Genomic DNA, 24,370 nt, shown 5'->3' on the forward strand with positions numbered 1-24,370 from the left:
CGTGCTGTTCGGAAGGCGCGGCGGAAACGGTGAAGGGTGGTGCCCCCGTTTGCGTCGGCGAAGTATCGCCGACCTACGGTTGCCCATCGATTCACCGGTGGCGGTTTTGCAGGTAGTGCCGTGCTAGCGCTTGGCGGGGACGAGCTGGGTGAGGGTGAAGAGCAGCGCGGCGGTGACTACCACCGAGGGGCCGGCGGGGGTGTCCCACTGCCAGGAGGCGGCCAGCCCGCCGAGGACCGCGAGGGCGCCGAGGGCGGCGGCGGTGAGGGCCATCCCTTCGGGGGTGCGGCTGAGCCGGCGGGCGGTGGCGGCGGGGATGATCATCAAGGAGGTGATCAGCAGCACGCCGACGATCTTCATGGAGACGGCGATCACCACCGCGATCATCAGCAGGAAGAGGATGCGCACCCGCTCCACCGGCACCCCCTCGACCCGCGCCAGCTCCTCGTGGACGGTGAGGGCGAGCAGCGGGCGCCAGATGGCGGCGAGCAGCGCCAGCACCAGCAGCCCGCCGCCCCACACCCAGGCGAGGTCGGTGGGAGTGACGGCGAGGATGTCGCCGAAGAGATAGCCGGTGAGGTCGACCCGGATCCCTTCGAGGAAGGCGATCACCACCAGGCCGACCGACAGCGCGCTGTGCGAGAGGATGCCGAGCAGGGTGTCGGTGGCGAGCAGCCGGCGCCGCTCCAGGGCGAGCAGCAGCAGGGCGATGGCGATGGCGACGGCGATCACCGCCAGGTTGAGGTCGAGGCCGAGGAGGAAGCCGAGCGCCACGCCGAGCAGCGCGGAGTGGGCGAGGGTGTCACCGAAGTAGGCCATCCGCCGCCACACCACGAAGGCGCCCAGCGGTGCGGCGACCACGGCGGTGCCGAGGCCGGCGCCCAGCGCCAGCCACAGGAAGCGGTCCCAGTTGAAGGGGTTGAGCAGGCTCTCATCCATGGTCGTGTTCCGGGTGGGGCGTGGGCTGCTCGCGGCTTTTCCCGTTGTCGTCCACGATGTTGCCGTGGATGTCGTGGGTGTGGTTGTGGTGGTGGGTGTAGACCGCCAGGCGCGCGCTGGCCCGGGCGCCGAACAGCTCCAGGTAGGCGGGGTGGCGGCTCACCGCCTCGGGGTGGCCGGAGCAGCAGACGTGGCGGTTGAGGCAGAGCACCCGGTCGGTGGCGGCCATCACCAGGTGGAGGTCGTGGGAGACCATCAGCACGCCGCAGCGGTGGCGGTCGCGGATGCGTCCGATCAGCGCGTAGAGCTCGCTCTGGCCGGTGACGTCGACCCCCTGCACCGGTTCGTCGAGCACCAGCAGTTCCGGTTCGCGGAGCAGTGCGCGACCGAGCAGCACCCGCTGGGTCTCGCCGCCGGAGAGGCCCTGCATCGGCTGGTCGAGGAGGTGGCCGATGCCGACTTCGGCACTCACTTCGGCCAGCCGCTGCGGCTGGCAGCCGTCGGTGAGGGTGAGGAAGCGGCGCGCGGTGAGCGGCAGGTTCTCGGAGAGGGCGAGGCGCTGCGGCATGTAGCCGACGCGCAGGTTGGGCGCCCGCCGCACCCGGCCGCCGTCCGCCTGGAGCAGGCCGAGGACGATCCGCACCAGGGTGGTCTTGCCGGCGCCGTTGGGGCCGATCAGAGTGACGATCTCGCCGCGCTCCACCCGCAGGTCCACCCCCTCCAGCACCTCCCGGCCGTTGATCCGCAGGCGCAACCCCGCGGCGTCGATCAGCGGTTCGTCGCTCACGCCGGCGCCTCGCCGGCGCAGCGGGCGCACAGTCCGCTCACCTCCAGGGTGCGCTGCTCGGCGCGGAAGCCGAGGCGGGCGGCGGCCTCGTCGATGGCGCCGTCGATCACCGGATCGGCCAGCTCGGCCGCCTCGCCGCAGCCGCGGCAGATGAAGAAGTGGGCGTCGTGGGCGCCGCCGGGGTGGTTGCAGCCGACGTAGGCGTTGAGCGAGGCGATGCGGTGGATCAGGTGGTGCTCCAGCAGGAACTCGAGGGAGCGGTAGACGGTGGGCGGGGCCCCCTTGCGCCCCTCCTCGGCGAGGCGTTCGAGCACCGTATAGGCCCCCACCGGCCGGTGGCTGGCCCACACCAGTTCGAGCACCCGGCGGCGCAGTTCGGTGAGCCGCAGGCCGTGGCGGCGGCAGTGGGCCTCGGCCTCGCGCAGGGCGTCATCGACGCAGGCGTGGTGGTCGTGGCCGGTGGCGGGGAATTCGGTCGGGCTCATCAGGCGCTCCGTGGATCGATGGCGACGATGGTAACTCCAAACGGTGCCGTCATCCCGCTTTCGCGGCCGATTCATCCATGCTCCGACAGGCTCCTAAGGAAGACAGTCCCCGGGCGTCCGCGCCGGTCTACACATGGGGCGGCGCGGCGGGTGTCGGTTCGGTGGCGCGGGGCATCGGCGGCGGCTCAGAAGTGGCTGTCGATGCGTACCGCCAGCCCGATCCGGGTGCGCGATTCGCCGTCGCGGTCGTCGTCCATCAGGCCGCTCTCCAGGGTCACCCCGCGGCGCAGCCGGTAGCCGACGGAGAGTTGGCCGACGTGGCCATCGACGCTCTCGTCCGCCTCGGCTGCGCGGTTGTCGACGTAGGTGTAGGTGCCGCCGAGGATCCAGCGCCCGCGTTCCAGCTCGAGGCCGAGGGTGGTGTGGTCGCGGTCGTGCGCCGCCTCGCCGCCGAGGTGGTCGATGGCCATGTGTTCGGCGATCAGGCGTCCGCCCCAGCCGCCGCCGGAGAAGCGCTGCTGGAGGGCGATGGACCAGCGCTGCTCGTCCTTTTCACCGTCCACGCCGGCGGCTTGGCGGGCGAGGCCGGCGCGGTAGGAGAGCCCCTCCACCCAGGCGCTGCCCAGGTCATAGGAGTAGAAGCCGTTGCCGCTCAGCGAGAGCGCCCAGGAGTCGAGGCCGTCGGTGTTGGCGACGCCGCCGTCCTCCGCGTCCAGCGACGCCTCGCGGGTGATCCAGGTGTTGCTCAGGAAGCTGGTGTCGGCGCGGAACAGGCTCGCCTCCAGGCGGTGGCGGCCGCGGTCGCCGGCGTCGAAGGCGATGCCGCCGCCGAGGCCGACGCGGCCGCTGATCTCGTAGGACTCGAAGATCTGGTAGCCCCACAGGCCGGGGGCGTCGTGGCCGTCGAGGCCGACCACCGGGTTGAACTTGCCGGCCAGCAGGTGGAAGTCATCCCCCTGGTAGCGCAGGTTCAGCTGCTCCACGCGCCCCTCGTGCTCCTCCCACCAGCGGTCGCCGGTGGTGAGGGGCTCGTCGTGATCCTCGTGGTCCTCCTCTCCCTCCTCTTCCGCGTGGCCGTGATCGTGGTGGTGGGCGCCGGCGGGGTGGCCTTCGATCTTCAGCGAGCCGTTGAGGGTGAGGCGCGGATTGAAGTGGAGGGCGAGGCCGAGGTGGGCGTGGAGGTAGGCCTCGTCGATCTCGGCGTCTGCGTCGTCGGCATCGATCACCCGGTCCAGGTGCTGGACCACGTCGAGGTGGCCGGTGAGCGCGGGGAAGTGGGTCGGCGCGGCGTGGTCGTGGTCATGTTCGTGGCCGGCGGCCGCCGCGCCGAGGGGCAGGCTCGCGGCACACAGCAGCAGGGGGAGGGGCAGGTGGCGTTGGGTCATCTTGAAACTCGCTCGAACGGGGGGGATTACTCACCCAGGCAGCCGACCAGGGAGTCGGCCAGGGCGTTCATCAATCGGAAGTAGGCGTCGGGTCCCGCGGGCAGGGTGGCGCCGAGGGGGTCGAGGACGCCGGCGCGGGCGCCGCTCCCCTCGATCAGGGTGCGCACCAGCTTGGGTTCGAACTGTGGCTCGGCGAAGACGCAGCGCACGCCCAGGTCGCGGATCTTGCCGCGCAGCTGATGGACGCGCCGGGCGCCGGGGGCGCGCTCCGGGCTGAGGGTGACCGAACCGACGGCGTTGAGGTGGTAGCGTTTCTCAAACAGCTGATAGGCGTCGTGGAAGACGATGTAGGGGCGCTCGCGCACCGGGGCGGTGCGCTCGGCGAGCCGGCGGTCGAGGTCGCGCAGGCGCTGCAACTGCCGCTGGGCGTTGGCGCGGTAGCGTTCGGCGTTGGCCGGATCGAGGTCGCTCAACGCCTCCAGGGTGGCGCGCACCACGCGGCCGGCGTTGCGCGGGGAGAGCCACAGGTGGAGATCGCGGTGGTGGTGATGTTCCGCCTCCTCGTCACCCACTGCGTGCTCCTCAGCCTGGTGCTCACCATCCCCGTGGTCGTGGGCCTCCCACGCCCCCCCTTCGCGCACCGGCAGCAGCTCCATGCCCTCCACCGCGGAGAGGGTCAGCACGCGCACGCCGTCGTCGAGTGACTCCAGGGTGTGGGCCAGCGGGGTCTCCAGCCCCTCGTCGACCCACACCACCAGCTTGGCGGCGTGCAGCTGGCGGGCATCGGAGGGGCGCAGGGAGAAGGTGTGCGGGGATTCGTTGCCGTGGATCAGCAGCGACGGCTCGCCGATCCCTTCCATCACCCCGGCGACCAGCGAGTGGATGGGTTGGATGGTGGCTACCACGCCGGGGGCGGCGGTGCCGGAGAGGGGCAGGGCGAACAGCGTGAGCAGGGCGCCGAGTCGCCACCACGGGGAACGGACGGGGGAGTGGGTCGGGGCGGGCATGTCAGGATCCTCGAATCAGTGAGTGCTGAAAGATGTTATAACATAACGCTTTGCGGTCAAGGAAGGCCCGCGGGAACGGTGAGCAGTTGCGGAGGTGGCGGCGGGGCATCGGATCGTTACCTGTTGCGCGAAGTGGATGCAGCGCCCGTCGTCGTCGCTCACCCCGGCGTCGAAGGCGGCGGCGCGGGTGATCACCCGCGGATAGGGTTTTAATGGCATGTTTTCGTTGAAATTTCCAGGGGTTGTGGGTGATATTGTCACTGGTGCGAGGAGGAGGCCGTTGCAACAATGGCTCCGCTTATGAGGCGTCGTTCGCCTCCTTTGTGATCCGTCGTTCGAATTCAAACCCAATCTGAGGAACCACCATGAAACGATTCGCGATGACTCTCCTGGCCGGCTCGATGGCGCTGGCGCTGCCGGCCATGGCCGATGAGATGGCCGAGCGCACTGCCGCCTCCAAGGCGGCGGTGCAGCAGTTCTTCGGCGAGCTGAAGGGTGAGCTGATGAAGGCGATGAAGGAGGGTGGCCCGGTCAACGCCATCGGCGTGTGCAGCGCCAAGGCCCCCGGCATCGCCCACCAGATCTCCGTGGAGAAGGGGTGGAAGGTGGGGCGTACCAGCCTCAAGCTGCGCAACCCGGCCAACGCCCCCGACGCCTGGGAGCGCTCGGTGCTGGAGAAGTTCGAGGCGCGCAAGGCGGCCGGCGAGGACCCCAAGACCATGGCCTATGCCGAGGTGGTGGAGCAGGACGGGCAGAAGGTGTTCCGCTTCATGAAGGCGATCCCCACCGCCGAGAAGCCGTGCCTGGCATGCCACGGCGAGAACCTCAAGCCGGCGGTGGCGGCGAAGCTCGACGAACTCTATCCCCAGGATCAGGCCCGCGGTTATCACGCGGGGGATATCCGCGGGGCGTTTACCATTTCCCAGCCGATGTAGCGGGGCGGGTGCCCGTCGGCCTGAACGTACCCTGGTTATGACGCTCTGCGTCGTAACCGGAGACCTTGGACGCTCCGCGTCCTGCCGCGGGCTCGGTGCTTTCGTCGGGCGGTGGCAGCCGACGCGGAGCGTCCAGGGGCGAGGCCTCGGTGACGTGGAGGCCGGGGTTACCACGCAGAGCGTGGTAACCAGGGGTGGTGCGTGGTAACCAGGGGTGGCTTCGATTGGCGGGCGGCTTGGTGGCGGGCGTCCTTCTCCTCCTCTTCCTGGCACCTGTGCTATATGTTCCCCGAGGCGAACGAGAATCGGGGAGACGGGGATGGACGAACGGCGGGACGACAGGCGGCACCACCTGATCTACTACCTCAGGGTGTGGGACGTGGAGGAGGGTGAGCTGCTGGGCCATCTGGCCGACCTGACCACCGGCGGCTTCCTCCTGGTCGGCGACCGCCCGCTGGAGGTGGGCAGGGAGTTCGCCCTGGAGATCCAGTGGGACGATGATGACGGCGTCCCCCGGGAGATCCGCCTGCGGGCGGTTAGCCGCTGGTCAAACAACGACGTCAACCCCGAGTTCTACGATACCGGCTTCCAGCTGGTGGATGCCGCCAACGATCTCCTCTTCCCGCTGCAGGACCTGATCAGCGACATGGGCTTCAACGACTGAGCGGATCGCCCCCGTTCCCGCCGTTTGCCCCGCTTCCAGACTAAAACGGTGGTTTTTCATTGCCCCCGGAGGCGCTAATCTTGGCGCGGGGCCGCGTCGTCAATCCACCCGTCCCCGCTACTTTTTCCCGCCGACCGGCCTCCGGTCGCGCCGCTGCCGTTGAGGAACTCTCCCGTGCTCGATGCCTATCGCACCCATCTGGAGGAGCGGGCCGCCCAGGGCCTGCCGCCGCTGCCGCTGAACGTCTCGCAGGTCACCGAACTGGTGGCGCTGCTGGAGCAACCGCCCGCGGGCGAGGGGGAGGGCCTGGTGGCGCTGCTCACCGAGCGGGTGCCGCCGGGGGTGGATGGCGCCGCCGAGGTGAAGGCGGCGTTCCTCACCGCGTTGGCCCGCGGCGAGCGCCACTCGCCGCTGATCGGCGCCAAGCACGCGGTGGAGCTGCTCGGCACCATGCTCGGCGGCTACAACCTGCAGCCGCTGATCGAGCTGCTCGACGACGAGGACCTCGCCCCGATCGCCGCCGAGGCGCTGAAGCGCACCCTGCTGGTGTTCGATGCCTACCATGAGGTGATCCACAAGGCGAAGACCAACAACTGGGCCAAGGACGTGGTGGAGAGCTGGGCCGGGGCCGAGTGGTTCACCGCCCGCCCGGTGCTGCCGGAGGAGCTCACCGTCACCGTCTTCAAGGTGCCCGGCGAGACCAACACCGACGATCTCTCGCCCGCCTCCGAGGCGTGGAGCCGGCCCGACATCCCGCTGCACGCCCAGTCGATGCTGGTGAGCAAGATGCCCGAGGGACTGGCGACCATCGCCGAGTTGAAGGAGAAGGGCCACCCGGTGGCCTTCGTCGGCGACGTAGTGGGCACCGGCTCGTCGCGCAAGTCGGCGATCAACTCGGTGCTCTGGCACATCGGTGAGGACATCCCGCACGTGCCCAACAAGCGCCAGGGCGGGGTGGTGATCGGCGGCAAGATCGCGCCGATCTTTTTCAACACTGCCGAGGACTCCGGGGCGCTGCCGATCGAGTGCGACGTCTCGCGGCTGGAGACCGGCGATGTGATCCGCATCCTCCCCTACGAGGGGCGCATCGTGAACGCCGCCGACGAGACCCTGGCCGAGTTCGAGCTGCGCCCGGCGACCCTGTTCGACGAGGTGCGCGCCGGCGGGCGCATCCCGCTGATCATCGGCCGCACGCTGACCAACAACGTCCGTGACACCCTCGGTCACCCCCCCTCCACCCTCTTCGCCACCCCCGCCCAGCCCGCCGACAGCGGTAAGGGCTACACCCTGGCGCAGAAGATGGTGGGGCGCGCCTGCGGTCTGCCGGGGGTGCGCCCCGGTGCCTACTGCGAGCCGAAGGCGACCACCGTCGGCTCCCAGGACACCACCGGCGGGATGACCCGCGACGAGTTGAAGGAGCTGGCCTGCCTGCACTTCTCGTCCGAGCTGGTGATGCAGTCGTTCTGCCACACCGCGGCCTACCCGAAGCCGGTGGACATCCAGCTCCAGCACCACCTGCCCGACTTCGTCCGCGACCGCGGCGGGGTCAGCCTACGCCCCGGCGACGGGGTGATCCACTCGTGGATGAATCGCATGCTGCTGCCCGACACCGTCGGCACCGGCGGCGATTCGCACACCCGCTTCCCCATCGGCATCAGCTTCCCGGCCGGCTCCGGGCTGGTCGCCTTCGCCGCGGCCCTGGGGGTCTTCCCGCTGGACATGCCGGAGTCGGTGCTGGTGCGCTTCACCGGTGAGATGCAGCCCGGCGTGACCCTGCGCGACCTGGTCAACGCGATCCCCTACGTGGCGATCCAGGAGGGATTGCTGACCGTCGAGAAGCAGGGCAAGCAGAACGTCTTCTCCGGGCGCATCCTGGAGATCGAGGGGCTGCCACACCTCAAGGTGGAGCAGGCCTTCGAGCTGGCCGACGCCTCTGCCGAGCGCTCGGCGGCGGCCTGTACCGTGCACCTGGACGAGGCGCCGGTGGCCGAGTACCTGCACTCCAACGTAGCCCTGCTGCGGCGGATGATCGCCGACGGCTACGGCGATGCAGGGACCCTGCAACGGCGGATCGAGGCGATGGAGGCGTGGCTCGCCGCGCCTCAACTGCTGGCCGCCGATGCGGACGCCGAGTACGCGGCGGTGATCGAGATCGACCTGGCGCAGATCCGCGAGCCGATCCTCGCCTGCCCCAACGACCCGGACGACGTGAAGCCGCTCTCGGCGGTCGCAGGCACCGCGGTGGACGAGGTGTTCATCGGCTCGTGCATGACCAACATCGGCCACTACCGCGCCGCCGGCAAGGTGCTGGAGTCCACCGCCAATGTCCCCACCCGGCTGTGGATGGCGCCGCCGACGCGGATGGACGAGAAGGAGCTGACCGAGGAGGGGCTCTACGCCACCTTCGGCCGCGCCGGGGCGCGCATGGAGATGCCCGGCTGCTCGCTGTGCATGGGCAACCAGGCGCGGGTGGCCGACGGGGCGACGGTGGTCTCCACCTCCACCCGCAACTTCCCCAACCGCCTCGGCAAGGGGGCGCAGGTCTACCTCGCATCGGCGGAGGTGGCGGCGGTGGCGGCGAAGCTCAAGCGTATCCCCACGGTGGAGGAGTACATGGCGGCGGTGGCCGGGGTGGCCGAGGAGGCCGGGCGGATCTACCGCTATCTCAACTTCCACGAGATGGAGGAGTACCGCGACGCGGGGTAAGGCTCCGTTTCGGCGCTCGTGAGCAACGCGGAGGACGCAGAGACGCAGAGAACGCGGAGAAGAAGGGGGCGAGCTTGGTGTGGGCAGGCTGTCGGGTGGCGGTAGAGGTCGAACCGAACGCTGAGATGGGTCATGCCGCTGGGAGCCGCTCGTCTCGTCCTTTGGTCCGCCCGACGCTTTTTTTCCTTGTCTTTCTCTGCGCTCTCTGCGTCTTTGCGTCCTCTGCGTTATTCACGAGCGCCGGAAAGGATCACGCAGGAATCCGGCCCAGGATGCGGTCGGTCTCTTCGAGGATGCGGCGGCGCTGGAACAGCAGTTGCCATTTGGAGCCGCCGTGGTGGCGCCAGAGCATGGCGGAGCGGATGCCGGCGAGCAGCAGGGCGCGGATCCGGTCCTGGTTGGCCTTGTCGTTGAGGCGCTGGGGGTCGCCGGCGATCATGATCCGCGGGCCGAGGGTGCTGATGGTGCGCTGGTAGAGGTCCGAGAGGTTGGCGAGGACGTTGACGTGGAGCAGCGAGAAGTGCTCGGCCTGGCTGCGGGCGTTGTCGATGCCGTCGCGCAGGGTGGTGAGTATCTGCCGGTTGTTGGCCAGCTTGCGCTCCAGGTGGAGCATCCCCACCAGGTATTTGGTGATCTCCGGATCGCGTGGGACGTTTTGCCCGGCGAGCATCCGCCGCAGGTGGCGCAGCCCTTCGGCGACCCCCGACTCGCCGCCGTAGACCGCGGCCACGTCCCCTTCGTCGAGACGGAACAGGCTGCCCACGGTGGCCTCGGCGGCGGTGTTGTCGCAGCTGCCGTGATAGGCCACCTGCTTGGCGAGCTGGGCCGCCTGGATGGCGGCGGCGAGGGGGATGACGCGGTTGGTGAGCGGATTCGGCATGGTGTGGCGATGGGCGTGGGCTGGGCTGAAGGCGAAGTCCCGATTCTACTCGTCGAAGGCCGCTTCGATCACCCCGCCGCCGAGACACGCCTCTCCCTGGTAGAAGACCACCGACTGGCCGGGGGTGACGGCGCGCTGCGCCTGGGGGAAGTGGACACGGGCGCGCCCGCCATCAGCATCGATCTTCTCGATGACGCAGGGCTGCTCCTGCTGACGATAGCGCACCTTGGCGTGGCAGGTGAAGGGCGCCGCGGGGGCTCGGCCGGCGATCCAGTGGAGCTGGCCCGCCTCCAGGGCGTGGGTGAGGAGCAGCGGGTGGTCGTGGCCCTGGACCGCGATCAGCACGTTGCGCGCGAGCTCCTTGCGGGCGGCGAACCACGGCTCCTCGCCGGCGTCGCGCCGGCCGCCGATACCGAGCCCCCGGCGCTGGCCGAGGGTGTAGTGCATCAGGCCGTGGTGGCGGCCGATCACCTCTCCCTCCGGGGTCTCGATGTCGCCCGGCTGGGCGGGGAGGTAGCGGCCGAGAAATTCGCGGAACGGGCGCTCGCCGATGAAGCAGATGCCGGTGCTGTCCTTTTTCGCCGCGTTGGCGAAGCCGGCGGCGGCGGCGATGCGGCGCACCTCCCCTTTCTCCAGCTCGCCGAGGGGGAAGCGGGCGTGGGCCAGCTGGTGCTGGTCGAGCAGGTGGAGGAAGTAGCTCTGGTCCTTGGTCGGATCGCGCCCCTTGAGCAGCCGGTGGCGACCGTCGACGGTGTCGCTGCGGGCGTAGTGGCCGGTGGCGATCGCCTCGGCGCCGAGGGCGAGGGCGTGGTCGAGGAACGCCTTGAATTTGATCTCGCGGTTGCACAGCACGTCGGGGTTGGGGGTGCGACCGGCGCGATATTCGGCGAGGAAGTACTCGAAGACCCGTTCCCAGTACTCGGCGGAGAAGTTGACGGTGTGCAGCGGGATGCCGAGGGTGTCGGCCACCTGGCGGGCGTCGCGCAGATCCTCCTCGGCGGAGCAGTGGCCGTCGGCGTCGTCCTCTTCCCAATTCTTCATGAACAGTCCCTCCACCCGGTGGCCCGCCTCGATCAGGCGTAGCGCGGCGACGGCGGAGTCGACGCCTCCGGAAAGGCCGATGACGATGGGGGGCATGGGTGAAGTCGTGGGAGTGGCCGATGGGGCAACCATTTTATCAGGGTTTGGGGGCGGCCTTCCCGTGTTCGGGGTGATAGCCCCGGCGACGAGTGGTCATCGGGGAAATTGACCGATTCGCGGAGCTTTGGGATAGTCGGGCGGGCCAAGTGTGGCCGGGAGGGTGGAATCGATGGATACAGATGCTGCCGGCGGCGGTTCGATCGCGATCAACGAAGTGCAGCTCCTGTTGGCGGAGAAGCGCACCTCCCTGGCGGTGATGCGGACGGGGATCGCGGTGTTGGCCCTGCCTTCGTCGGTGATCAGCATCTTGATCGCGACCTCGAAATATTACGATGTCCCGAGTGTGCTGCACCTGCTGATCCCGCTGGGGGTGCTCAATCTCGGTCTGTTGGCGTTCGGCGTCTATCTCATCCTCAGATCGATGGTCAAGATGAGGTCCTACGACGAGCATATCGATCGGTTGAAGTCGAAGTACCGCGTCGTCAACGAATTCGTCGAGTGAATCCGGGTTTCCTCAAAACGGTGATGATGTCCCGGATGGCGGGAAAGGGGTCGACGGCTAATCCGGTTTCAACATCCTTCACCTGTCACCTGTCACCCGACTCACCACCCCTCGATCTCGATCGGCGGCGGCTCGATCTCCTCGTCGAAGTCGAGCCACTGCTGCAAGGGGATGATGATCGGCTCTTCGCCGTTGTCGCGGAACCAGGAGTCGACGGCGAAGCGGGCGCCGCTCTCGCGCTCCTCCAGTACCGCGGTCCAGTGGGCACCGATGCCGGCGACATGCTCGCGCATGCGGCGCTCCAGGACGTTGTGGTGGTAGAGCAGCCCCTCGCGCTTGAGGATGCGCAGGTAGGTGGTGGTGTTGATCGATTCGTCCCGGCAGTCGAGCTGGCCGGGCTGTCCGGCGCCGACGCTGTTGCCGCCGCGGTCGAGATGGGTGACGCCCGACAGCTCGCCGCTCAGCCGCTCCAGCGTGGCGATGGCCCGGGCGATGCGTACCCGCTCCTCGGCGGCGCTCTCGGGGTAGGGCTCGAACAGCTTGGCGACCTGCCGCCACTGCGCCTCGTCCAGCGGCAGTGCTGCGGTCTTCACACACCCCGCTCCGTAACAGATCGACAACAACGGCGCCGCCCCCGTTCCGGCCGACCAGAGGACGATCATCAGCAACAGCACGGCTCGCATTGTCGATTTCCCAAAAAATGTGCGGATTTTTCAAGCCCTTCCTGGCGGGCGGCGCGCGCCGCCGTTTGTCGGGAGGGGGGGGCGCGTTTCATCAGCGCGGCGGGATTGTACCCCCTTTGGCCTTTGACCTTTGGCCGCCAACCTTTTACCTTCCCCTCCCACCGTTCAACCATCGGAGTCCCATGATGCGCGTCGAGCTGGGTCGCCGGGTGGCGATCGAATACCGGGTGTTGCTGGAGAGCGGCGAGGAGGTGGACGCCTCTCCCGCCGGCGAGCCGCTGTGGCTGATCTGCGGCTTGGCGCGGGCGATGCCGTGGAACCTGGAGCTGGCCCTGGTGGGGCTGGAGACGGGGCAGTCGCGCAGCGTCACGCTGCCGCCGGAGCAGGCCTACGGCGAGCGGGTGGAGGAGGCGGTGCGCGAGGTGGACCCGGCGATGATCCCCGCCGAGGCCCATCGGCTGGGGGCGGCGCTGATCGCCGAGGACGGCTACGGCGGGCGCAAGGTGAGCCGGGTGGTGGCGGTGGAGCCCGGCCGCATCGTGGTCGACCACAACCACCCGCTGGCCGGTCGCACCCTCACCTTCGAGGTGACGGTGGTGGAGATCGGCGAGATGGCGACCGCCGCCGAGGGAACTTCGGGTAGGAGCGGCCCTTAGGCCGCGATGGTTCGGAGTGTCGTTGCCCAAGATACCGACGGCGGTTAGCGGAAAGGGCGCCATCGCGGCCTAAGGGCCCGCGAAAGAATAACTTCCTGTTTTGGAACGCCGAGCCACTCCGCCCGGCGGCCTTGCGCAAAGGGTTGCCTACAGGGAAGTAGGTATGCGGCGCGAGCAGGACGCGGAAGCCGCGGCATACAACGAGTATGCGCCCCTTTGCGCGTCTTGCCGGAGAGGCCTCTCGACGCCCCAAAACAGGAAGTTATTCTTTCGCGGGCCCTAAGGGCCGCTCCTACAGAAAAAAAACGCCCGACACGAAGCCGGGCGAATAGGCACTGAACTGGTTTGTTGAGGGAAAGGCCGATTGGCAATCGGCCTTTCCCTTCAGCTGCAACCCTTGGGGCGCGGCAGGCCGGCGATCTTGTTGGCCGACTTGATCAGACCGTAGGGGAACAGGCCGTAGATGTATTTGCTGGAGGAACGGTCGGTGCCGTATTTCTGCTTCATCAGCTTGGAGAAGACGCGGGGTTCGGCGACCACCCGGTTGGCCAGGAAGTAGGCGCGGGCCTCGTTGATGATGTCCCAGTGCTCCGCGGTGAGCTCCACCTTCTCGTTGTGGGCGATCCCTTCGGCCACCGCCTCGCTCCACTCGTCCAGGTTCTCCAGCCAGCCGGCCTCGCTCAGTTTGATCGTCTTGCCGTCGATATCGAGTTGCATCGTCGAACTCCTCATGATGTCGGGTTGCGGCCCCGCCCGCGGATCGGTCGGCGTGGCGGGGCGAATCGATTTAAGTGTGGTCAGTATACAAATCCTACTTTTTTGGTCAAGTAAAATCTCGAATGTTTTTGTGTGGAATTGATTCGAATCGATGATCGAGGTGATAAGCGATGGTGATGGACGAGCGTGCGGTTGACGGGCAGGGGTGTCCCTGCGGTTCCGGCAAGGGGTTTGCGGAGTGTTGCGGCCCTTATCTGGCGGGGGAGGCGGTGGCGGCGACGGCGGAGACGCTGATGCGCTCGCGCTTCACCGCCTATGCGCGGGAGGCGTTCGACTACCTGAAGGAGAGTTGGCATCCCGCCACGCGACCGCCGGAGCTGCGCGCGGGTGACGGCGCCAAGGTGGAGTGGACGACCCTGGAGGTGGTGGACACCGCCGCCGGGGGGGAAGGGGACGAGATCGGCGAGGTGGAGTTCATCGCCCACTATCTCCTCGACGGCAAGCCGAGCCGCATCCGCGAACGCAGCCAGTTCGTTCGCCAGGATGGGCGCTGGTACTACGTGGACGGGCGCGAGCCGCCGCAGCGCAACGCGCCGAAGGTCGGGCGCAACGAGCCGTGCCCGTGCGGCAGCGGGAAGAAGTACAAGAAGTGTTGCGGGGCGTGAGGGACGTCGGTTTTTCTGCACTCTCGCCTGTCGGCATTCAACGCCTCGCGCGAAAGACGCGGAGGGGCAAATCCCGGGTAGGGTGTGCCGACGATAGGCGGCGCACCGGTTGGAGTGTGGTGCGCCTCGTGTCCCGGCACATCCTACGGCTCCTCTCGCTTCAATAATGCGGCGGCGGTGGTTCCCTACCGCCCTCGACCGGGGAGGCGGCGAAGGCCTTGACCCGCTCCTGCAGCCGCTCCACCTCGCTGCGCAGGCGGTCGATCTCGTTGCGCTGCTCGATCAGCACCTCGTTGAGCTCCTGGAGGGTCCCCTCCTGGAAGGCGATGCGGGTCTCCAGTTCGATCAGACGGTCTTCCACGGGTTTGCTCCCAATCGGTCGGCCGCGAAGGATAGCACTCCTGATGGCGGTCAAGTCGCGGCATCGGGTATACCGCTACCCTATGTCGGGTTGGTGCGGCTGCGCCCCACGGGCGATAATGCGCCGCTTTCCCCCTTGGAGGGCCTGGACGATGGGCGAATGCGGGTGTGACGACGCGCCGAAGCGGAATGCCGGCCTGATCTCGGTGGAGCAGGCGCAGGCGTTCCTGCTGGAGCGGGCGTGTCCGTTGGCGGAGTGCGAGCGGGTGGCGCTGCACGAGGCGCTGGGGCGGGTGCTGGCCGAAGGGGTTACCTCGCCGCTCGCCGTCCCCCCTGCCGACAACAGCGCCATGGACGGTTACGCCATCCACAGCGCCGACCTGGTGCCGGCGGGCGACACGGTGCTGCCGGTGACCCAGCGCATCCCCGCCGGACGCACCGGCGAGCCGCTGGCGCGCGGGCAGGCGGCGCGGATCTTCACCGGCGCGCCGATCCCGCCGGGCGCCGACGCGGTGGTGATGCAGGAGCGTACCGCGCCGCGCGGCGAGAAGGTGGTGATCGAGGCCGGCGCGGCGCGGGCGGGGAGCAACGTTCGCCGCGCCGGTGAGGACATCGCCGTCGGTACTGAGATCCTCCAGGCCGGTCTGCGGTTGCGCCCCCAGGAGCTGGGGCTGGCCGCCTCGGTGGGGGTGGCGGAACTCTCCGTCCACCGCCGCCTGCGGGTGGCGCTGCTCTCCACCGGCGACGAGCTGGCCTCCCCCGGCGAGCCGTTGCGGCCGGGGCAGATCTACAACTCCAACCACACCTTCCTCCTCGCCCTGCTGCAGGGGTTGGGCTGCGAGCCGGTGGAGTTGGGGATCGTGGAGGATACCTTTGACGGGACCCGGGCGGCGCTGGCGCGGGCGGCCCGGGAGGCCGACGTGGTGATCGCCTCCGGCGGCGTCTCGGTGGGGGAGGAGGATCATGTGAAGGGGGCGGTGGAGTCCCTCGGTGCGCTGGACCTGTGGCGCATCGCGGTAAAGCCGGGCAAGCCGCTCGCCTTCGGTCGGCTCGGCGAAGGGGAGGGGGCGACGCCGTTCATCGGCCTGCCCGGCAATCCGGTCTCCAGTTTCGTCACCTTCCTGCTCTTCGCCCGTCCGTTCCTGCTCGCCTGCATGGGGGCGCAGGAGGCGCTGCCGATCCCGTTGCCGGTCACCGCCGCCTTCGAGTGGTCGAAGCCGGGCAAGCGGCCCGAATACCTGCGCGCCCGCTTGCAGGCGGGGGCGGCGGTGACCCTCCATCCCCGCCAGGGCTCCGGCGTGCTCACCTCCACCAGCTGGGCCGACGGCCTGGTGATCATCCCCGAGGGCGTCACCATCGCCCCCGGCGATACCGTCCACTACCTCCCCTTCAGCGCTTTGTTGTCCTGATCGAGCTTGGGCACCAATAACGCGGAGAACGCAAAGACGCAAAGAACGCAGAGATTTTTCAATCGCACGTGTGGCGAGGGCTGGGTGGTTTGTGACAAGCGCCCATCTCGCGAGTTGCTAAGCACTTCTTTGTCTTCTTTGCGTTCTCCGCGTTGATCATCCGACCTGAAACAGAACCGATGTCGATCTCCGATTACCTCCACACCTTCGGCCAGTACATGCTGCACCGCTACGGCGAGCGGGTGCACAAGCTGACCCTGCACGCCGGTTTCACCTGCCCCAACCGCGATGGCGAGAAGGGGATCGGCGGCTGCACCTTCTGCAACAACGTCTCCTTCAGCCCCAACGCGAAGAGTCGCGAGTCGGTCTCCGGCCAACTGGCGGCGGGGCGCGAGGTGGTGCTCCAGCGCACCCGCGCCAAGCGTTACATCGCCTATTTTCAGGCCTACACCAACACCTACGCCGAGGTGGCGGAGCTGCGGCGGCTCTACGACGAGGCGCTGGCCGCCCACGACGTGGTCGGGCTGTCGGTGGGCACCCGCCCCGACTGCGTGCCCGGCGAGGTGCTCGAGCTGCTCTGCGAATATCGCGACCGCGGCCACGAGATGTGGCTGGAGCTGGGTTTGCAGTCCGCCTCCGACGAGGCGCTGGCGCGGGTCAACCGCGGTCACGGCTTCGCCGAGTACGAGGATGCGGTGCGGCGTGCCCGCGGCCGCGGCCTGAAGGTCTGCACCCACCTCATCGCCGGCCTTCCCGGCGAGGGGCGGCGCGAGGGGTTGGAGAGCCTGCAACGGGTGGTCGATCTCGGTGTCGACGGCCTCAAGATCCACCCGCTCCACGTGGTCAAGCAGACCCTGCTGGCCAACCAGTGGCGGCGCGGCGAATATGAGCCGCTGACCTTGGAGGAGTACGTTGCCACCGTCGCCGACATGGTTGAGCACACCCCGCCGGAGGTGGTCTACCACCGGGTGGTGGGCTCGGCGCCGCTGGAGATCCTGCTCGCCCCCCGCTGGTGCCATGGCAAGTGGAAGATGATCACCGCCATCGAACAGGAGTTCGCCCGTCGCGGCACCGTCCAGGGCAGTGCGTTGGGTACCCCCTTCCGCGACGCTGCAACGGTGGCACGGGGAGAGGCGGCTTAGCCGATTCGCGACGGCGGCAAGAGGAATTGTGTCGGTCGGTGATCTGCATTATCGTGTACATGATTATGTACAAAAGGCGCCGTATCCATGGAAAACCTGACGACCAGCGAATTCCGCAACAACCTCAAGCGTGTGCTCGACCGGGTCAATGACGATCATGAGCCGGTTGCGGTGCGTCGTGGTCGGGGACGTGCGGTGGTGGTGATGGACGCCGCGGATTACGCGAGCATCGTCGAGACCCTTTATCTGGTCCGTAGCCCAGCCAACGCCGAACGCTTGGCGAAGGGGATGGAGCAGCATCGCAAGGGGGAGCGGAAAGAGATCGATGTTGCGGCTTACCTGGACTGATACCGCACTCGAAGATCTTCAATGGTGGGCCGACTGTGAGCCGAAGAGGCTCAAACGGATCATCTCCCTATGCCTTGCAGCATGTAAGAATCCAACCTCCGGCATCGGCAAGCCCGAGCCGCTGCGCTACGATTACCAGGGATACTGGTCCCGTCGCATCGATCATGAGCACCGCTTGGTGTACTCCTTCGATGAAGAGAGCGTAACGGTCATCCAGTGCCGCTACCACTACGAGCGATAGCCCCATCTCTCCAAATTCGTCAAAACCGACCCAGCAAAAAAGGCGCCCCGAAGGGCGCCTTTTTTGCTGGGTCGGTTTTGACGTGTGTTAGTCGTCGCCGCCGAACACCCCCAGCAGCTGCAGCAGGCTGAGGAACAGGTTGTAGATCGCCACGTACAGCGTGATGGTGGCCATGATGTAGTTGGTCTCACCGCCGTGGATGATGTTGCTGGTCTCGTACAGGATCATCGCCGACATCAGCACCACGAACATCGCCGAGACTGCCAGCGAGAGCATCGGCATCTCGAAGACCACCGCGCCGATACCGAGGACGAAGGCGACCAGGATGCCGATCATCAGGGTCTTGCCCATGAAACTGAAGTCGCGCCCGGTGGTGAGCACCACCGCGGAGAGACCGGCGAAGATCAGCGCGGTGCCGCCCATCGCGGTCATCACGATCTCGCTGCCGCCGGGCAGGTGGAGGTAGTGGTTGACGATCGGCCCCAGGGTGAAGCCCATGAAGCCGGTCAGCGCGAAGACCGAGAGCAGGCCCCAGGCGCTGTTGCGCAGGGCGGTGGTCAGGAACAGCAGGCCGAAGTAGCCGCCGAGGGTGATCAGCCAGTGCAGCGGCGGGGTGTTGGTGACGATCGCCGCGCCGGCGGTGGCGGCGCTGAACAGCAGGGTCATCGCCAGCAGCATATAGGTGTTGCGCAGGACCTTGCTCGCCTCGGCGGATATGACGCCGACACGGCCTGCGGTGCGGGTAGCGGTACGGATTTCCATCGGTTCCTCCGGATGTGATCGATTTGCTCGGTTTGGGATGGGCAAAGGATAGTCGCAACGGGTAGCGATGCAACGGCCTGTTTGAAACGAGATTTTATGAAAAACTTATCCCTTTGACCACGCCCTTTTCGCGAGGTTCCCGTGAATTCCGCAGGCTTGCGCGGCGGTCGGCCTTCTACCTATACTGCCCGGCCCGGAGAGGTGGCTGAGCGGTCGAAAGCGGCGGTCTTGAAAACCGTTGATGGGCAACCATCCGTGGGTTCAAATCCCACCCTCTCCGCCAATTTTTTCAATAAGTTATATCGATTTTTCCCCTTCCCGGACTTGCCGAAAATCCCCGAATATCCTATTTTTGTCACAATTTTGGCACAGTGCGGTGTGACAAACCGGAGGGGAAAACGATGGCCACGATCCGCAAACGGGGGGCCTACCAGTGGCAGGTCCAGGTCCGCAAGAAGGGGTTCCCCACGCAGTCCAACACCTTCGAAAGCCGCGCCGAGGCCGAGGCGTGGGCGCGTGAAATCGAAGGCGAGATGGATCGGGGAATTTTCGTCTCCCGCGCCGAGGCGGAACGGACCAGTCTCGGCGAGGCGCTGGAGCGCTATTTGCGCGAGGTGACCCCCGCCAAGAAGAGCGCCAAACAGGAGGAGCGGCGAATCCGCCGCTGGATGACTCACCCCCTGGCGCTACGCTCCCTCGCCTCCATCCGCGGCGCCGACATCGCCACCTTCCGCGACGAACGCCTCGCCCAGGGGCGCAGTCCCATCACCGTCAACAACGACCTCATCGTCATCTCCCATCTCTTCACCGTGGCGGTGAAGGAGTGGGGCATGGAGTCCCTGCGAAATCCCGTCAGCGCCATCCGCAAGCCCAAGTTGCCCAGGGGGCGGGACCGCCGCCTGGAGGAGGACGAGGAGACCCGTCTGCTGGAGGCGGCCGAATCCCCCTATCGCGAAGCGATCGCGCTGGCCATCGAGACCGGCATGCGGGCGGGGGAACTGCGTTCTCTGGAGTGGAGGAACATCAACCTCCGGGTGCGCACCGCCATCCTCGACGACACCAAGAACGGGGAGCGCCGGGTGGTGCCGCTCTCCTCAAGGGCGGTGGAGGTGCTTCGCGAACTCCCTCGCCGCGCTGATGGTTTCGTTTTCCCCACCATGACCGCCGATGGCCTCTCCCAGGGATTTCGGCGGGTCTGCCGGCGGGCGGGGGTGGAGGGGTTGCGCTTCCACGACCTGCGCCACGAGGCGACCAGCCGCTTCTTCGAACTCGGTTTGAACCCCATGGAGGTGGCGGCCATCACCGGGCATAAGACGCTTATCATGCTTCAGCGCTATACCCATCTTCGGGCCGAGAATCTCGCTGCGAAGTTGGGGTGAAGGGCTGATGGTGTCGGGCGCTGATCGCTCCGCCATATTTAACTGATAATATTCGTTCAGTCGGAGCCTTGGTGGCGAGGCGTCTGAAAGGGAAGGGGAGATTCGGTACCGTGGGCGGCCTGTTTGGTGACAATCCCATCGGCGAGATGGATGAGGATCGGTTGGGTAGGAGGGGACTCGCCGAGGGGCTGGTCGAGTTGCTCCAGGATGCCGATCTGGACCTGCCGCTGACTGCGGCGATCTACGGCGATTGGGGGAGCGGCAAGAGTTCGTTCCTCAATATGCTGCGCAGCGGGATTTCGGCGGATCACATCACCGTCGATTTCGAGGCGTGGGCCTATGGCGGGCAGTCCGAGGCGTTGTGGCGCGCGCTCTTTCTGGTGATCGTGGAGCGGCTGCGGGAGTGGACCGATCGGGACGGCGTCGTGCTGGGGGGAGAGGCCCGCCGCAAGGAGTACCTCGCCCGCCTGGATGACTTGGTCGAACGCCTCTACCGCAGCCGGGTGGTGGTGGAGCGCGGCGAGACCCACCTCAACTGGTCGGCGGCCCTGCCGCTGCTGTCGCGCGGGGCGATCCGTGCCGCGAGCCTGTTCCTGCCGGGGCTGGACCTGGCGGAGAAGACCCTGGAGGCGATCCGGCAGGAGCTGGGTTCTGGGCGGGATGCCAAGGACGTGGCGGAGCTCCTGCGCCGCGAGGAGCTGGAGCGCTACCGCGAGCAGATCACCTCCCTGGAGCAGTTCCGCCGGGAGCTGCGGGCTGTGGTCGAGGAGTTCGTCACCGGTAGCGGCCGGCGGATCATCGTCTTTATCGACGACCTGGACCGCTGTCTGCCGGAGGTGGCGGTCTCCGCCCTGGAGGGGATCAAGGTGTTCCTCGACATGCCCGGCACGTTGTTCGTGCTGGCGGTGGATCGCCGGTTGATCGAGCACGGGGTGGAGGTCCGCTATCGGGCGTTGCTGGGCGGGAGCAGCGATGGTGCCTTCAACGCCCGCGACTATCTGGACAAGATCATCCAGTTGCCGATTGACCTGCCGCCGCCGTCCGAGGCCCATCTTCGTGCGTTCGTCGAGCAGTGGCGGGAGCGTCACGGGGATGCTCGGCTCACCGCTTGTGGCGAGGTGATTTGGCGCGGTTCCCCATCCAATCCACGGGCACTCAAGCGCACGTTGAATCTCTTCTCCTTCGCCTCTCGCCTGATCCCGTCGCTGATGCCGGACGTGCGGGAGGATGACCATATCCGGCTGGCCAAGTTGACGGTGCTTCAGGTCAGCTATCGCGACCTCTACCGACGGGTGATCGAAGAGCCCTCCGTGTTGGCGGGGTGGGAACGGGGCGCTCAGCTTGGTCGAACCGACGAACTCTCCGAGTCGCTGGATGCGCGGGTGATGGAGATGTTGCGGCAAACCGGCGGCGCGTTCGGCGACGCAATCCCTGATCGGGTGGCTTCGTTGATCCAGTTGACCGGGGGGCTGTCGATGGAGCGGCTGTGAGCGGATTGGAAGAGATCGACACCGAGGCGGAGCTGCTGTTCGGCGAGCTGCCGGGGCATGTTCGACAGGATGGCCCCGATGGCATCGTGCTCCCCGGCTCGAACCGCACCCGATACGACGTTGCCCCGCTGCTCAACTATCTGCGCGCGATCCCCCGCTCAAAGGAGTTCATCACCCTCCCGCCGCTGCTCGCCGATCAGCCGGGGCTGCCGATCGTCAGCATGTACGTGGAGCTGGCGGTGAGCCAGGACGCCTCCCATCCGGCGCCGCTGCGCCTGAGCGACGATGGTGGGTTGTTCGAGGCCTCCGACATCCGCTTCCAACGGCGGGTCGCGGGGGCCCTGCCGCTGGAGGAGGCGCTGGACGACCGCCGCCACCGGGGCGTGGTGATCCTCGGCGACCCGGGGAGTGGCAAGACCAGTCTGCTGCGCCGCCTCGCGCTCTCCATCGCCCGAGGGGAGTGGCCCCGCTGGCGTCTGCCGGTCTTCGTTTCGTTGCGCCGCTATTGGCAGGACTTCCGGTCGTGGAACCATCCGCGCCCGGTGACCCTGAGCCGCTACGCGGCCTTCTCCCTCTACGCCCAGCGGACCTCGCCGGATTTCGTCAGCCGTTTTCCAAACTTGGTGTACAACGTGGACCAGGAGGAGTTGGAGAATGTGGAACGCCTGCGCGAAGCGATGACCCTGTTGTGGCGGGAGCCCGCCGGTCAGGTGGTGTTTCTGCTCGACGGACTGGACGAGATCGCCGGCGATCGGGAGGCGTACCGGACGGTGGTCGATGCCATCCACCAGCTCGCTGCCGAGAGCCCCGCCTTCTCCTGGGTGCTCACCTCGCGGCGTGCCGGATTCTATGGCGAGGTGGGCGAGGATATCCGCTATGAGGTGGTGGATCTCGACCACGACGGGATCTGTCAGTTGGTCCAGAAGTGGTTCGAGCACATGGTCGTGCCACTGGAAGAAGCAGACCGGCGGGCACACGCTCTTTACGAAGAGCTGAGCCGCGACCACCGCCTGCTCTCCATGGCGCGCAACCCCTATCTGCTGACCCTGCTCTGCACGCTGCGCCACCGCTCCACCGCGCCGCTGCCGCTGAATCGGGCGGAGGTCTACGAACAGGTGATCCGCCAGGCCCGACTCCAGCTCCAGGCGGTCATGGGCGGCGACATCACCCTCTTCTCGCTGTCCGATCTGGAACGGTTGAGCGCCTTCTGCCACTACCTCTACACCGACGCCCCCGACGCCCCGCGCCAGCTCTTCGACGAGGACGACTGGGAGCGCTTCGGCGGTCCCGGCGGCCGAGCGGGGTTGCGCGTCCCCTACATGGAGTCGCGGCTGCTCGACCAGTGGGGCGAGTTCGGCAGCGGCTACCACCTGATGCACCTCTCGCTGCACGAGTTCCTGGTGGCCCGCCACTTGGCGGAAGTCGCGACACCGGAAGAGATGGCCGATCGCCTTTATGAGGCACATTGGCGGGTGACGGTGCGCTTCTACGGGGCGCTGTTGTGGCGGGCGCGGCGCCATGACCGCTTCTTCGAATTGATGAAACTGCAGCTTCGCGAGGTCGATCTGGCGGGTCTGCTCTATGTCGAGGCCGCGCGAATGTTGCTGGAGGTGGATACCGGCGCGGCCCTGAAAGGGATGTCCGAGGACCTCCGCGAGATCCTTTGGGAGCTGTGGCTGGAGGATGAGCCCTATGTCGCCGACGCCGCCGGCCGGGCGTTGGCGATGATCGATCCCGCAGGGCTCTTGGCGCGGTTGCAGACGATCATCGAAGACCCGCCGGAACACCCCTCCGCCCCCGAGATCTGGGCTGCCATCTACCGGTGGCGGCGCCACGGCAAGGAGCAGGATCTCTCCATCGTGCAGCGGGCGGTGCGCCTGCTCGGCGCCATCCGGCTGCCCGAGGCGACGGCGTTGCTGTTGGAACTGTTCGAGCACGGTGGCCGGCTCGATGCCATGGCGGAGTGGGCTGCGACAACGCTGGGTGCGATGGAGGGGCGCGCGGTGCGCCGCCTGATCCTCGATCGCGTGGCGGGCGCGGATACCGAAAGCCCCTTGCTCAAGCGTCTGTGCGAGGTGGCGACATGCTCTGCGCACCGCGACTACTTGGCACCGCTGCTGGAGTGGCTGGAGACGGCCGAGGATTATCCGCTTTTCCAGGTCCTGCGAGCGCTCCAGGCGTTGCGTACCACGGAGGCGGTGCCGGCGCTGCTGCGACGCCTGGAGCGCGGCGTCGAGGGCGCGGATCAGCGGCTCACTCTGCTGGAGACCATCGCCTGTTGCGGGGGCGGAGACGCGCGGGCGTGGTTTGCGCAACAGCTGGAGTCCGAGGCATTGGCCCGTCGCGACGAGCTGATCTTCGTGGGCGCCGCCTGGGAGATGGTGCCGGCCGAAGTGTTGTTGGAACATCTCGACGGAGTGGACCCCGAGACTCGGCAGGGGGTGATCGACGAGTTGGGGGAGAGTGTCCGGCGCGGCAACCGGCTTCCCGAGGCGGTGGTCGAGCGAATGCTCGAGGCCACCTCCAACGAAGATCCGGAGGAGGCGACGTTCGCGGGCACGGCGCTGGCCCACGTGGTGCGAACCTGGTCGGACTACCGCCGTGAGCCCTACCTCACGCCCTTTCTCCAGGCGTTCGAGACGCCCGGCTCACCGTTGCGGGGGACCGCCGCCTTTCTCCTCGCCCATGTGCCCGACGTGCGCCTGGGGATTCGTGTCGCCGAACTGTGCGCGGACGACTCCGAGGAGGAGAGGCTGCGGGCGTCGGCATTGAACGGTTTGACGATCGCGGCCAAAGGGGGAGGGCACCCGGTCAGCGAGCGGGTGGTGGAGCTGATCGCGCCGCTGGTCCACTCGGAGAGTCCGGTGATCGCCTCGGGTGCCGCCGACGTGATCGCCGCCCTGGCGTTCACCCGCCTGCTCCCCTATCGCGAACTGAAGGTGGCCCGTGACGCCCTGGCGCGGGTCTGCGCCGAGCGCGGGATCCTGATCTTCCGCGAGTTCTACGTCACCTCCGGCGGCCGGCAACCGATGCCGGTGCGGGTGGTGGATGCCGCCGATCCGGGAGGGCGATGAGCTGTGGACCGATT

Annotated in this window: 24 protein-coding genes and 1 tRNA gene; 14 read left to right on the forward strand and 11 right to left on the reverse strand. The window is 67.6% G+C overall.

Annotated features, from left to right (window positions below; genetic code table 11):
• Nucleotides 1–123: 123 nt before the first annotated feature.
• From znuB to ACYQ2W_RS14995, 5 genes are all read right to left on the reverse strand, one after another.
• On the reverse strand, nt 124–939 hold the full coding sequence (gene znuB / locus ACYQ2W_RS14975) for a zinc ABC transporter permease subunit ZnuB (protein ID WP_459868762.1): 816 nt from the start codon (nt 937–939) through the stop codon (nt 124–126).
• Entirely contained in the window at nt 932–1,726 is a 795-nt protein-coding gene (znuC, locus tag ACYQ2W_RS14980) for a zinc ABC transporter ATP-binding protein ZnuC (protein WP_459868765.1), read from the reverse strand. The genes znuB and znuC overlap by 8 nt, the downstream gene beginning before the upstream one ends.
• On the reverse strand, nt 1,723–2,211 hold the full coding sequence (locus tag ACYQ2W_RS14985; RefSeq protein ID WP_459868768.1) for a Fur family transcriptional regulator: 489 nt from the start codon (nt 2,209–2,211) through the stop codon (nt 1,723–1,725). The genes znuC and ACYQ2W_RS14985 overlap by 4 nt, the downstream gene beginning before the upstream one ends.
• A gap of 185 nt (nt 2,212–2,396) precedes the next feature.
• Nucleotides 2,397–3,596, reverse strand: a complete 1,200-nt coding sequence (locus ACYQ2W_RS14990) for a hypothetical protein (protein WP_459868771.1) — start codon at nt 3,594–3,596, stop codon at nt 2,397–2,399.
• 26 nt (nt 3,597–3,622) lie between these two features.
• On the reverse strand, nt 3,623–4,603 hold the full coding sequence (locus tag ACYQ2W_RS14995; protein WP_459868774.1) for a zinc ABC transporter substrate-binding protein: 981 nt from the start codon (nt 4,601–4,603) through the stop codon (nt 3,623–3,625).
• 365 nt (nt 4,604–4,968) lie between these two features.
• Here ACYQ2W_RS14995 and ACYQ2W_RS15000 point away from each other — a divergent pair, with 365 nt between their 5' ends.
• The 3 genes from ACYQ2W_RS15000 (at nt 4,969) to acnB (ending at nt 8,908) form a co-directional block, all read left to right on the forward strand.
• A complete protein-coding gene (locus ACYQ2W_RS15000; RefSeq protein ID WP_459868777.1) occupies nt 4,969–5,538 on the forward strand; it encodes a Tll0287-like domain-containing protein in 570 nt (189 codons plus the stop codon).
• A gap of 319 nt (nt 5,539–5,857) precedes the next feature.
• Nucleotides 5,858–6,202 (forward strand): PilZ domain-containing protein, encoded by a 345-nt coding sequence (locus ACYQ2W_RS15005; RefSeq protein ID WP_459868780.1) that lies wholly within the window; start codon nt 5,858–5,860, stop codon nt 6,200–6,202.
• A 174-nt stretch (nt 6,203–6,376) separates the two neighbouring features.
• Nucleotides 6,377–8,908, forward strand: a complete 2,532-nt coding sequence (gene acnB, locus ACYQ2W_RS15010) for a bifunctional aconitate hydratase 2/2-methylisocitrate dehydratase (protein ID WP_459868783.1) — start codon at nt 6,377–6,379, stop codon at nt 8,906–8,908.
• Between the two features lie 250 nt (nt 8,909–9,158).
• Here acnB and hflD read toward each other — a convergent pair whose 3' ends face one another.
• The gene (gene hflD, locus ACYQ2W_RS15015) at nt 9,159–9,788 is read right to left on the reverse strand and encodes a high frequency lysogenization protein HflD (RefSeq protein ID WP_459868786.1); all 630 of its coding nucleotides are present in this window, start codon (nt 9,786–9,788) and stop codon (nt 9,159–9,161) included.
• A 45-nt stretch (nt 9,789–9,833) separates the two neighbouring features.
• Nucleotides 9,834–10,925, reverse strand: a complete 1,092-nt coding sequence (mnmA, locus tag ACYQ2W_RS15020) for a tRNA 2-thiouridine(34) synthase MnmA (RefSeq protein WP_459868789.1) — start codon at nt 10,923–10,925, stop codon at nt 9,834–9,836.
• Nucleotides 10,926–11,097: 172 nt separating this feature from the next.
• On the opposite strand from mnmA, the gene ACYQ2W_RS15025 reads away from it, so the two are divergent.
• Nucleotides 11,098–11,430 carry a hypothetical protein gene (locus tag ACYQ2W_RS15025; RefSeq protein ID WP_459868792.1) on the forward strand — a complete coding sequence of 111 codons (333 nt, stop codon included), beginning with the start codon at nt 11,098–11,100 and terminating at the stop codon, nt 11,428–11,430.
• A gap of 101 nt (nt 11,431–11,531) precedes the next feature.
• Here the strand turns inward: ACYQ2W_RS15025 and ACYQ2W_RS15030 are convergent, their stop codons facing one another.
• Nucleotides 11,532–12,113 carry a hypothetical protein gene (locus ACYQ2W_RS15030; protein ID WP_459868795.1) on the reverse strand — a complete coding sequence of 194 codons (582 nt, stop codon included), beginning with the start codon at nt 12,111–12,113 and terminating at the stop codon, nt 11,532–11,534.
• Nucleotides 12,114–12,298: 185 nt separating this feature from the next.
• Here ACYQ2W_RS15030 and ACYQ2W_RS15035 point away from each other — a divergent pair, with 185 nt between their 5' ends.
• Complete coding sequence (locus ACYQ2W_RS15035) at nt 12,299–12,769, forward strand: FKBP-type peptidyl-prolyl cis-trans isomerase (protein ID WP_459868798.1); 471 nt, start codon at nt 12,299–12,301, stop codon at nt 12,767–12,769.
• 384 nt (nt 12,770–13,153) lie between these two features.
• Here the strand turns inward: ACYQ2W_RS15035 and ACYQ2W_RS15040 are convergent, their stop codons facing one another.
• Nucleotides 13,154–13,486: a TusE/DsrC/DsvC family sulfur relay protein gene (locus tag ACYQ2W_RS15040; protein WP_459868801.1), complete on the reverse strand. Its 333-nt coding sequence runs from the start codon at nt 13,484–13,486 to the stop codon at nt 13,154–13,156.
• Nucleotides 13,487–13,656: 170 nt separating this feature from the next.
• On the opposite strand from ACYQ2W_RS15040, the gene ACYQ2W_RS15045 reads away from it, so the two are divergent.
• Nucleotides 13,657–14,151: a YchJ family protein gene (locus ACYQ2W_RS15045; protein ID WP_459868804.1), complete on the forward strand. Its 495-nt coding sequence runs from the start codon at nt 13,657–13,659 to the stop codon at nt 14,149–14,151.
• Between the two features lie 160 nt (nt 14,152–14,311).
• On the opposite strand, the gene ACYQ2W_RS15050 is transcribed toward ACYQ2W_RS15045, so the two are convergent.
• On the reverse strand, nt 14,312–14,512 hold the full coding sequence (locus ACYQ2W_RS15050; protein WP_459868807.1) for a SlyX family protein: 201 nt from the start codon (nt 14,510–14,512) through the stop codon (nt 14,312–14,314).
• A gap of 151 nt (nt 14,513–14,663) precedes the next feature.
• Here ACYQ2W_RS15050 and ACYQ2W_RS15055 point away from each other — a divergent pair, with 151 nt between their 5' ends.
• The 4 genes from ACYQ2W_RS15055 (at nt 14,664) to ACYQ2W_RS15070 (ending at nt 17,651) form a co-directional block, all read left to right on the forward strand.
• Entirely contained in the window at nt 14,664–15,920 is a 1,257-nt protein-coding gene (locus tag ACYQ2W_RS15055; RefSeq protein ID WP_459868810.1) for a molybdopterin molybdotransferase MoeA, read from the forward strand.
• Nucleotides 15,921–16,099: 179 nt separating this feature from the next.
• Nucleotides 16,100–17,062 (forward strand): tRNA modification radical SAM protein MnmL/YtqA, encoded by a 963-nt coding sequence (gene mnmL / locus ACYQ2W_RS15060; protein ID WP_459868813.1) that lies wholly within the window; start codon nt 16,100–16,102, stop codon nt 17,060–17,062.
• A gap of 87 nt (nt 17,063–17,149) precedes the next feature.
• Entirely contained in the window at nt 17,150–17,410 is a 261-nt protein-coding gene (locus ACYQ2W_RS15065; RefSeq protein WP_459868816.1) for a type II toxin-antitoxin system Phd/YefM family antitoxin, read from the forward strand.
• Nucleotides 17,388–17,651 (forward strand): Txe/YoeB family addiction module toxin, encoded by a 264-nt coding sequence (locus ACYQ2W_RS15070; RefSeq protein WP_459868819.1) that lies wholly within the window; start codon nt 17,388–17,390, stop codon nt 17,649–17,651. Before ACYQ2W_RS15065 ends, ACYQ2W_RS15070 begins: the two co-directional genes overlap by 23 nt.
• 87 nt (nt 17,652–17,738) lie before the next feature.
• Here the strand turns inward: ACYQ2W_RS15070 and ACYQ2W_RS15075 are convergent, their stop codons facing one another.
• Nucleotides 17,739–18,413: a Bax inhibitor-1/YccA family protein gene (locus ACYQ2W_RS15075; protein WP_459868822.1), complete on the reverse strand. Its 675-nt coding sequence runs from the start codon at nt 18,411–18,413 to the stop codon at nt 17,739–17,741.
• 195 nt (nt 18,414–18,608) lie between these two features.
• On the opposite strand from ACYQ2W_RS15075, the gene ACYQ2W_RS15080 reads away from it, so the two are divergent.
• The 4 genes from ACYQ2W_RS15080 (at nt 18,609) to ACYQ2W_RS15095 (ending at nt 24,356) form a co-directional block, all read left to right on the forward strand.
• Nucleotides 18,609–18,696 (forward strand) — tRNA-Ser (locus tag ACYQ2W_RS15080).
• Between the two features lie 118 nt (nt 18,697–18,814).
• Complete coding sequence (locus ACYQ2W_RS15085) at nt 18,815–19,792, forward strand: tyrosine-type recombinase/integrase (RefSeq protein WP_459868825.1); 978 nt, start codon at nt 18,815–18,817, stop codon at nt 19,790–19,792.
• Between the two features lie 110 nt (nt 19,793–19,902).
• On the forward strand, nt 19,903–21,282 hold the full coding sequence (locus tag ACYQ2W_RS15090; RefSeq protein ID WP_459868828.1) for a KAP family P-loop NTPase fold protein: 1,380 nt from the start codon (nt 19,903–19,905) through the stop codon (nt 21,280–21,282).
• On the forward strand, nt 21,279–24,356 hold the full coding sequence (locus ACYQ2W_RS15095; protein WP_459868831.1) for an NACHT domain-containing protein: 3,078 nt from the start codon (nt 21,279–21,281) through the stop codon (nt 24,354–24,356). Before ACYQ2W_RS15090 ends, ACYQ2W_RS15095 begins: the two co-directional genes overlap by 4 nt.
• The last annotated feature ends 14 nt before the right edge of the window (nt 24,357–24,370 follow it).

This window comes from Endothiovibrio diazotrophicus (genome assembly GCF_054657215.1).

Bases quoted from the DNA above. Each gene is read 5' to 3' on its own strand.
- znuB (WP_459868762.1), bottom strand. From the start codon at position 939: ATGGATGAGAGCCTGCTCAACCCCTTCAACTGGGACCGCTTCCTGTGG.
- ACYQ2W_RS14985 (WP_459868768.1), bottom strand. From the start codon at position 2,211: ATGAGCCCGACCGAATTCCCCGCCACCGGCCACGACCACCACGCCTGC.
- ACYQ2W_RS14990 (WP_459868771.1), bottom strand. From the start codon at position 3,596: ATGACCCAACGCCACCTGCCCCTCCCCCTGCTGCTGTGTGCCGCGAGC.
- ACYQ2W_RS14995 (WP_459868774.1), bottom strand. From the start codon at position 4,603: ATGCCCGCCCCGACCCACTCCCCCGTCCGTTCCCCGTGGTGGCGACTC.
- ACYQ2W_RS15000 (WP_459868777.1), top strand. From the start codon at position 4,969: ATGAAACGATTCGCGATGACTCTCCTGGCCGGCTCGATGGCGCTGGCG.
- ACYQ2W_RS15005 (WP_459868780.1), top strand. From the start codon at position 5,858: ATGGACGAACGGCGGGACGACAGGCGGCACCACCTGATCTACTACCTC.
- hflD (WP_459868786.1), bottom strand. From the start codon at position 9,788: ATGCCGAATCCGCTCACCAACCGCGTCATCCCCCTCGCCGCCGCCATC.
- mnmA (WP_459868789.1), bottom strand. From the start codon at position 10,925: ATGCCCCCCATCGTCATCGGCCTTTCCGGAGGCGTCGACTCCGCCGTC.
- ACYQ2W_RS15025 (WP_459868792.1), top strand. From the start codon at position 11,098: ATGGATACAGATGCTGCCGGCGGCGGTTCGATCGCGATCAACGAAGTG.
- ACYQ2W_RS15030 (WP_459868795.1), bottom strand. From the start codon at position 12,113: ATGCGAGCCGTGCTGTTGCTGATGATCGTCCTCTGGTCGGCCGGAACG.
- ACYQ2W_RS15035 (WP_459868798.1), top strand. From the start codon at position 12,299: ATGCGCGTCGAGCTGGGTCGCCGGGTGGCGATCGAATACCGGGTGTTG.
- ACYQ2W_RS15040 (WP_459868801.1), bottom strand. From the start codon at position 13,486: ATGCAACTCGATATCGACGGCAAGACGATCAAACTGAGCGAGGCCGGC.
- ACYQ2W_RS15045 (WP_459868804.1), top strand. From the start codon at position 13,657: ATGGTGATGGACGAGCGTGCGGTTGACGGGCAGGGGTGTCCCTGCGGT.
- ACYQ2W_RS15055 (WP_459868810.1), top strand. From the start codon at position 14,664: ATGGGCGAATGCGGGTGTGACGACGCGCCGAAGCGGAATGCCGGCCTG.
- mnmL (WP_459868813.1), top strand. From the start codon at position 16,100: ATGTCGATCTCCGATTACCTCCACACCTTCGGCCAGTACATGCTGCAC.
- ACYQ2W_RS15065 (WP_459868816.1), top strand. From the start codon at position 17,150: ATGGAAAACCTGACGACCAGCGAATTCCGCAACAACCTCAAGCGTGTG.
- ACYQ2W_RS15070 (WP_459868819.1), top strand. From the start codon at position 17,388: ATGTTGCGGCTTACCTGGACTGATACCGCACTCGAAGATCTTCAATGG.
- ACYQ2W_RS15075 (WP_459868822.1), bottom strand. From the start codon at position 18,413: ATGGAAATCCGTACCGCTACCCGCACCGCAGGCCGTGTCGGCGTCATA.
- ACYQ2W_RS15085 (WP_459868825.1), top strand. From the start codon at position 18,815: ATGGCCACGATCCGCAAACGGGGGGCCTACCAGTGGCAGGTCCAGGTC.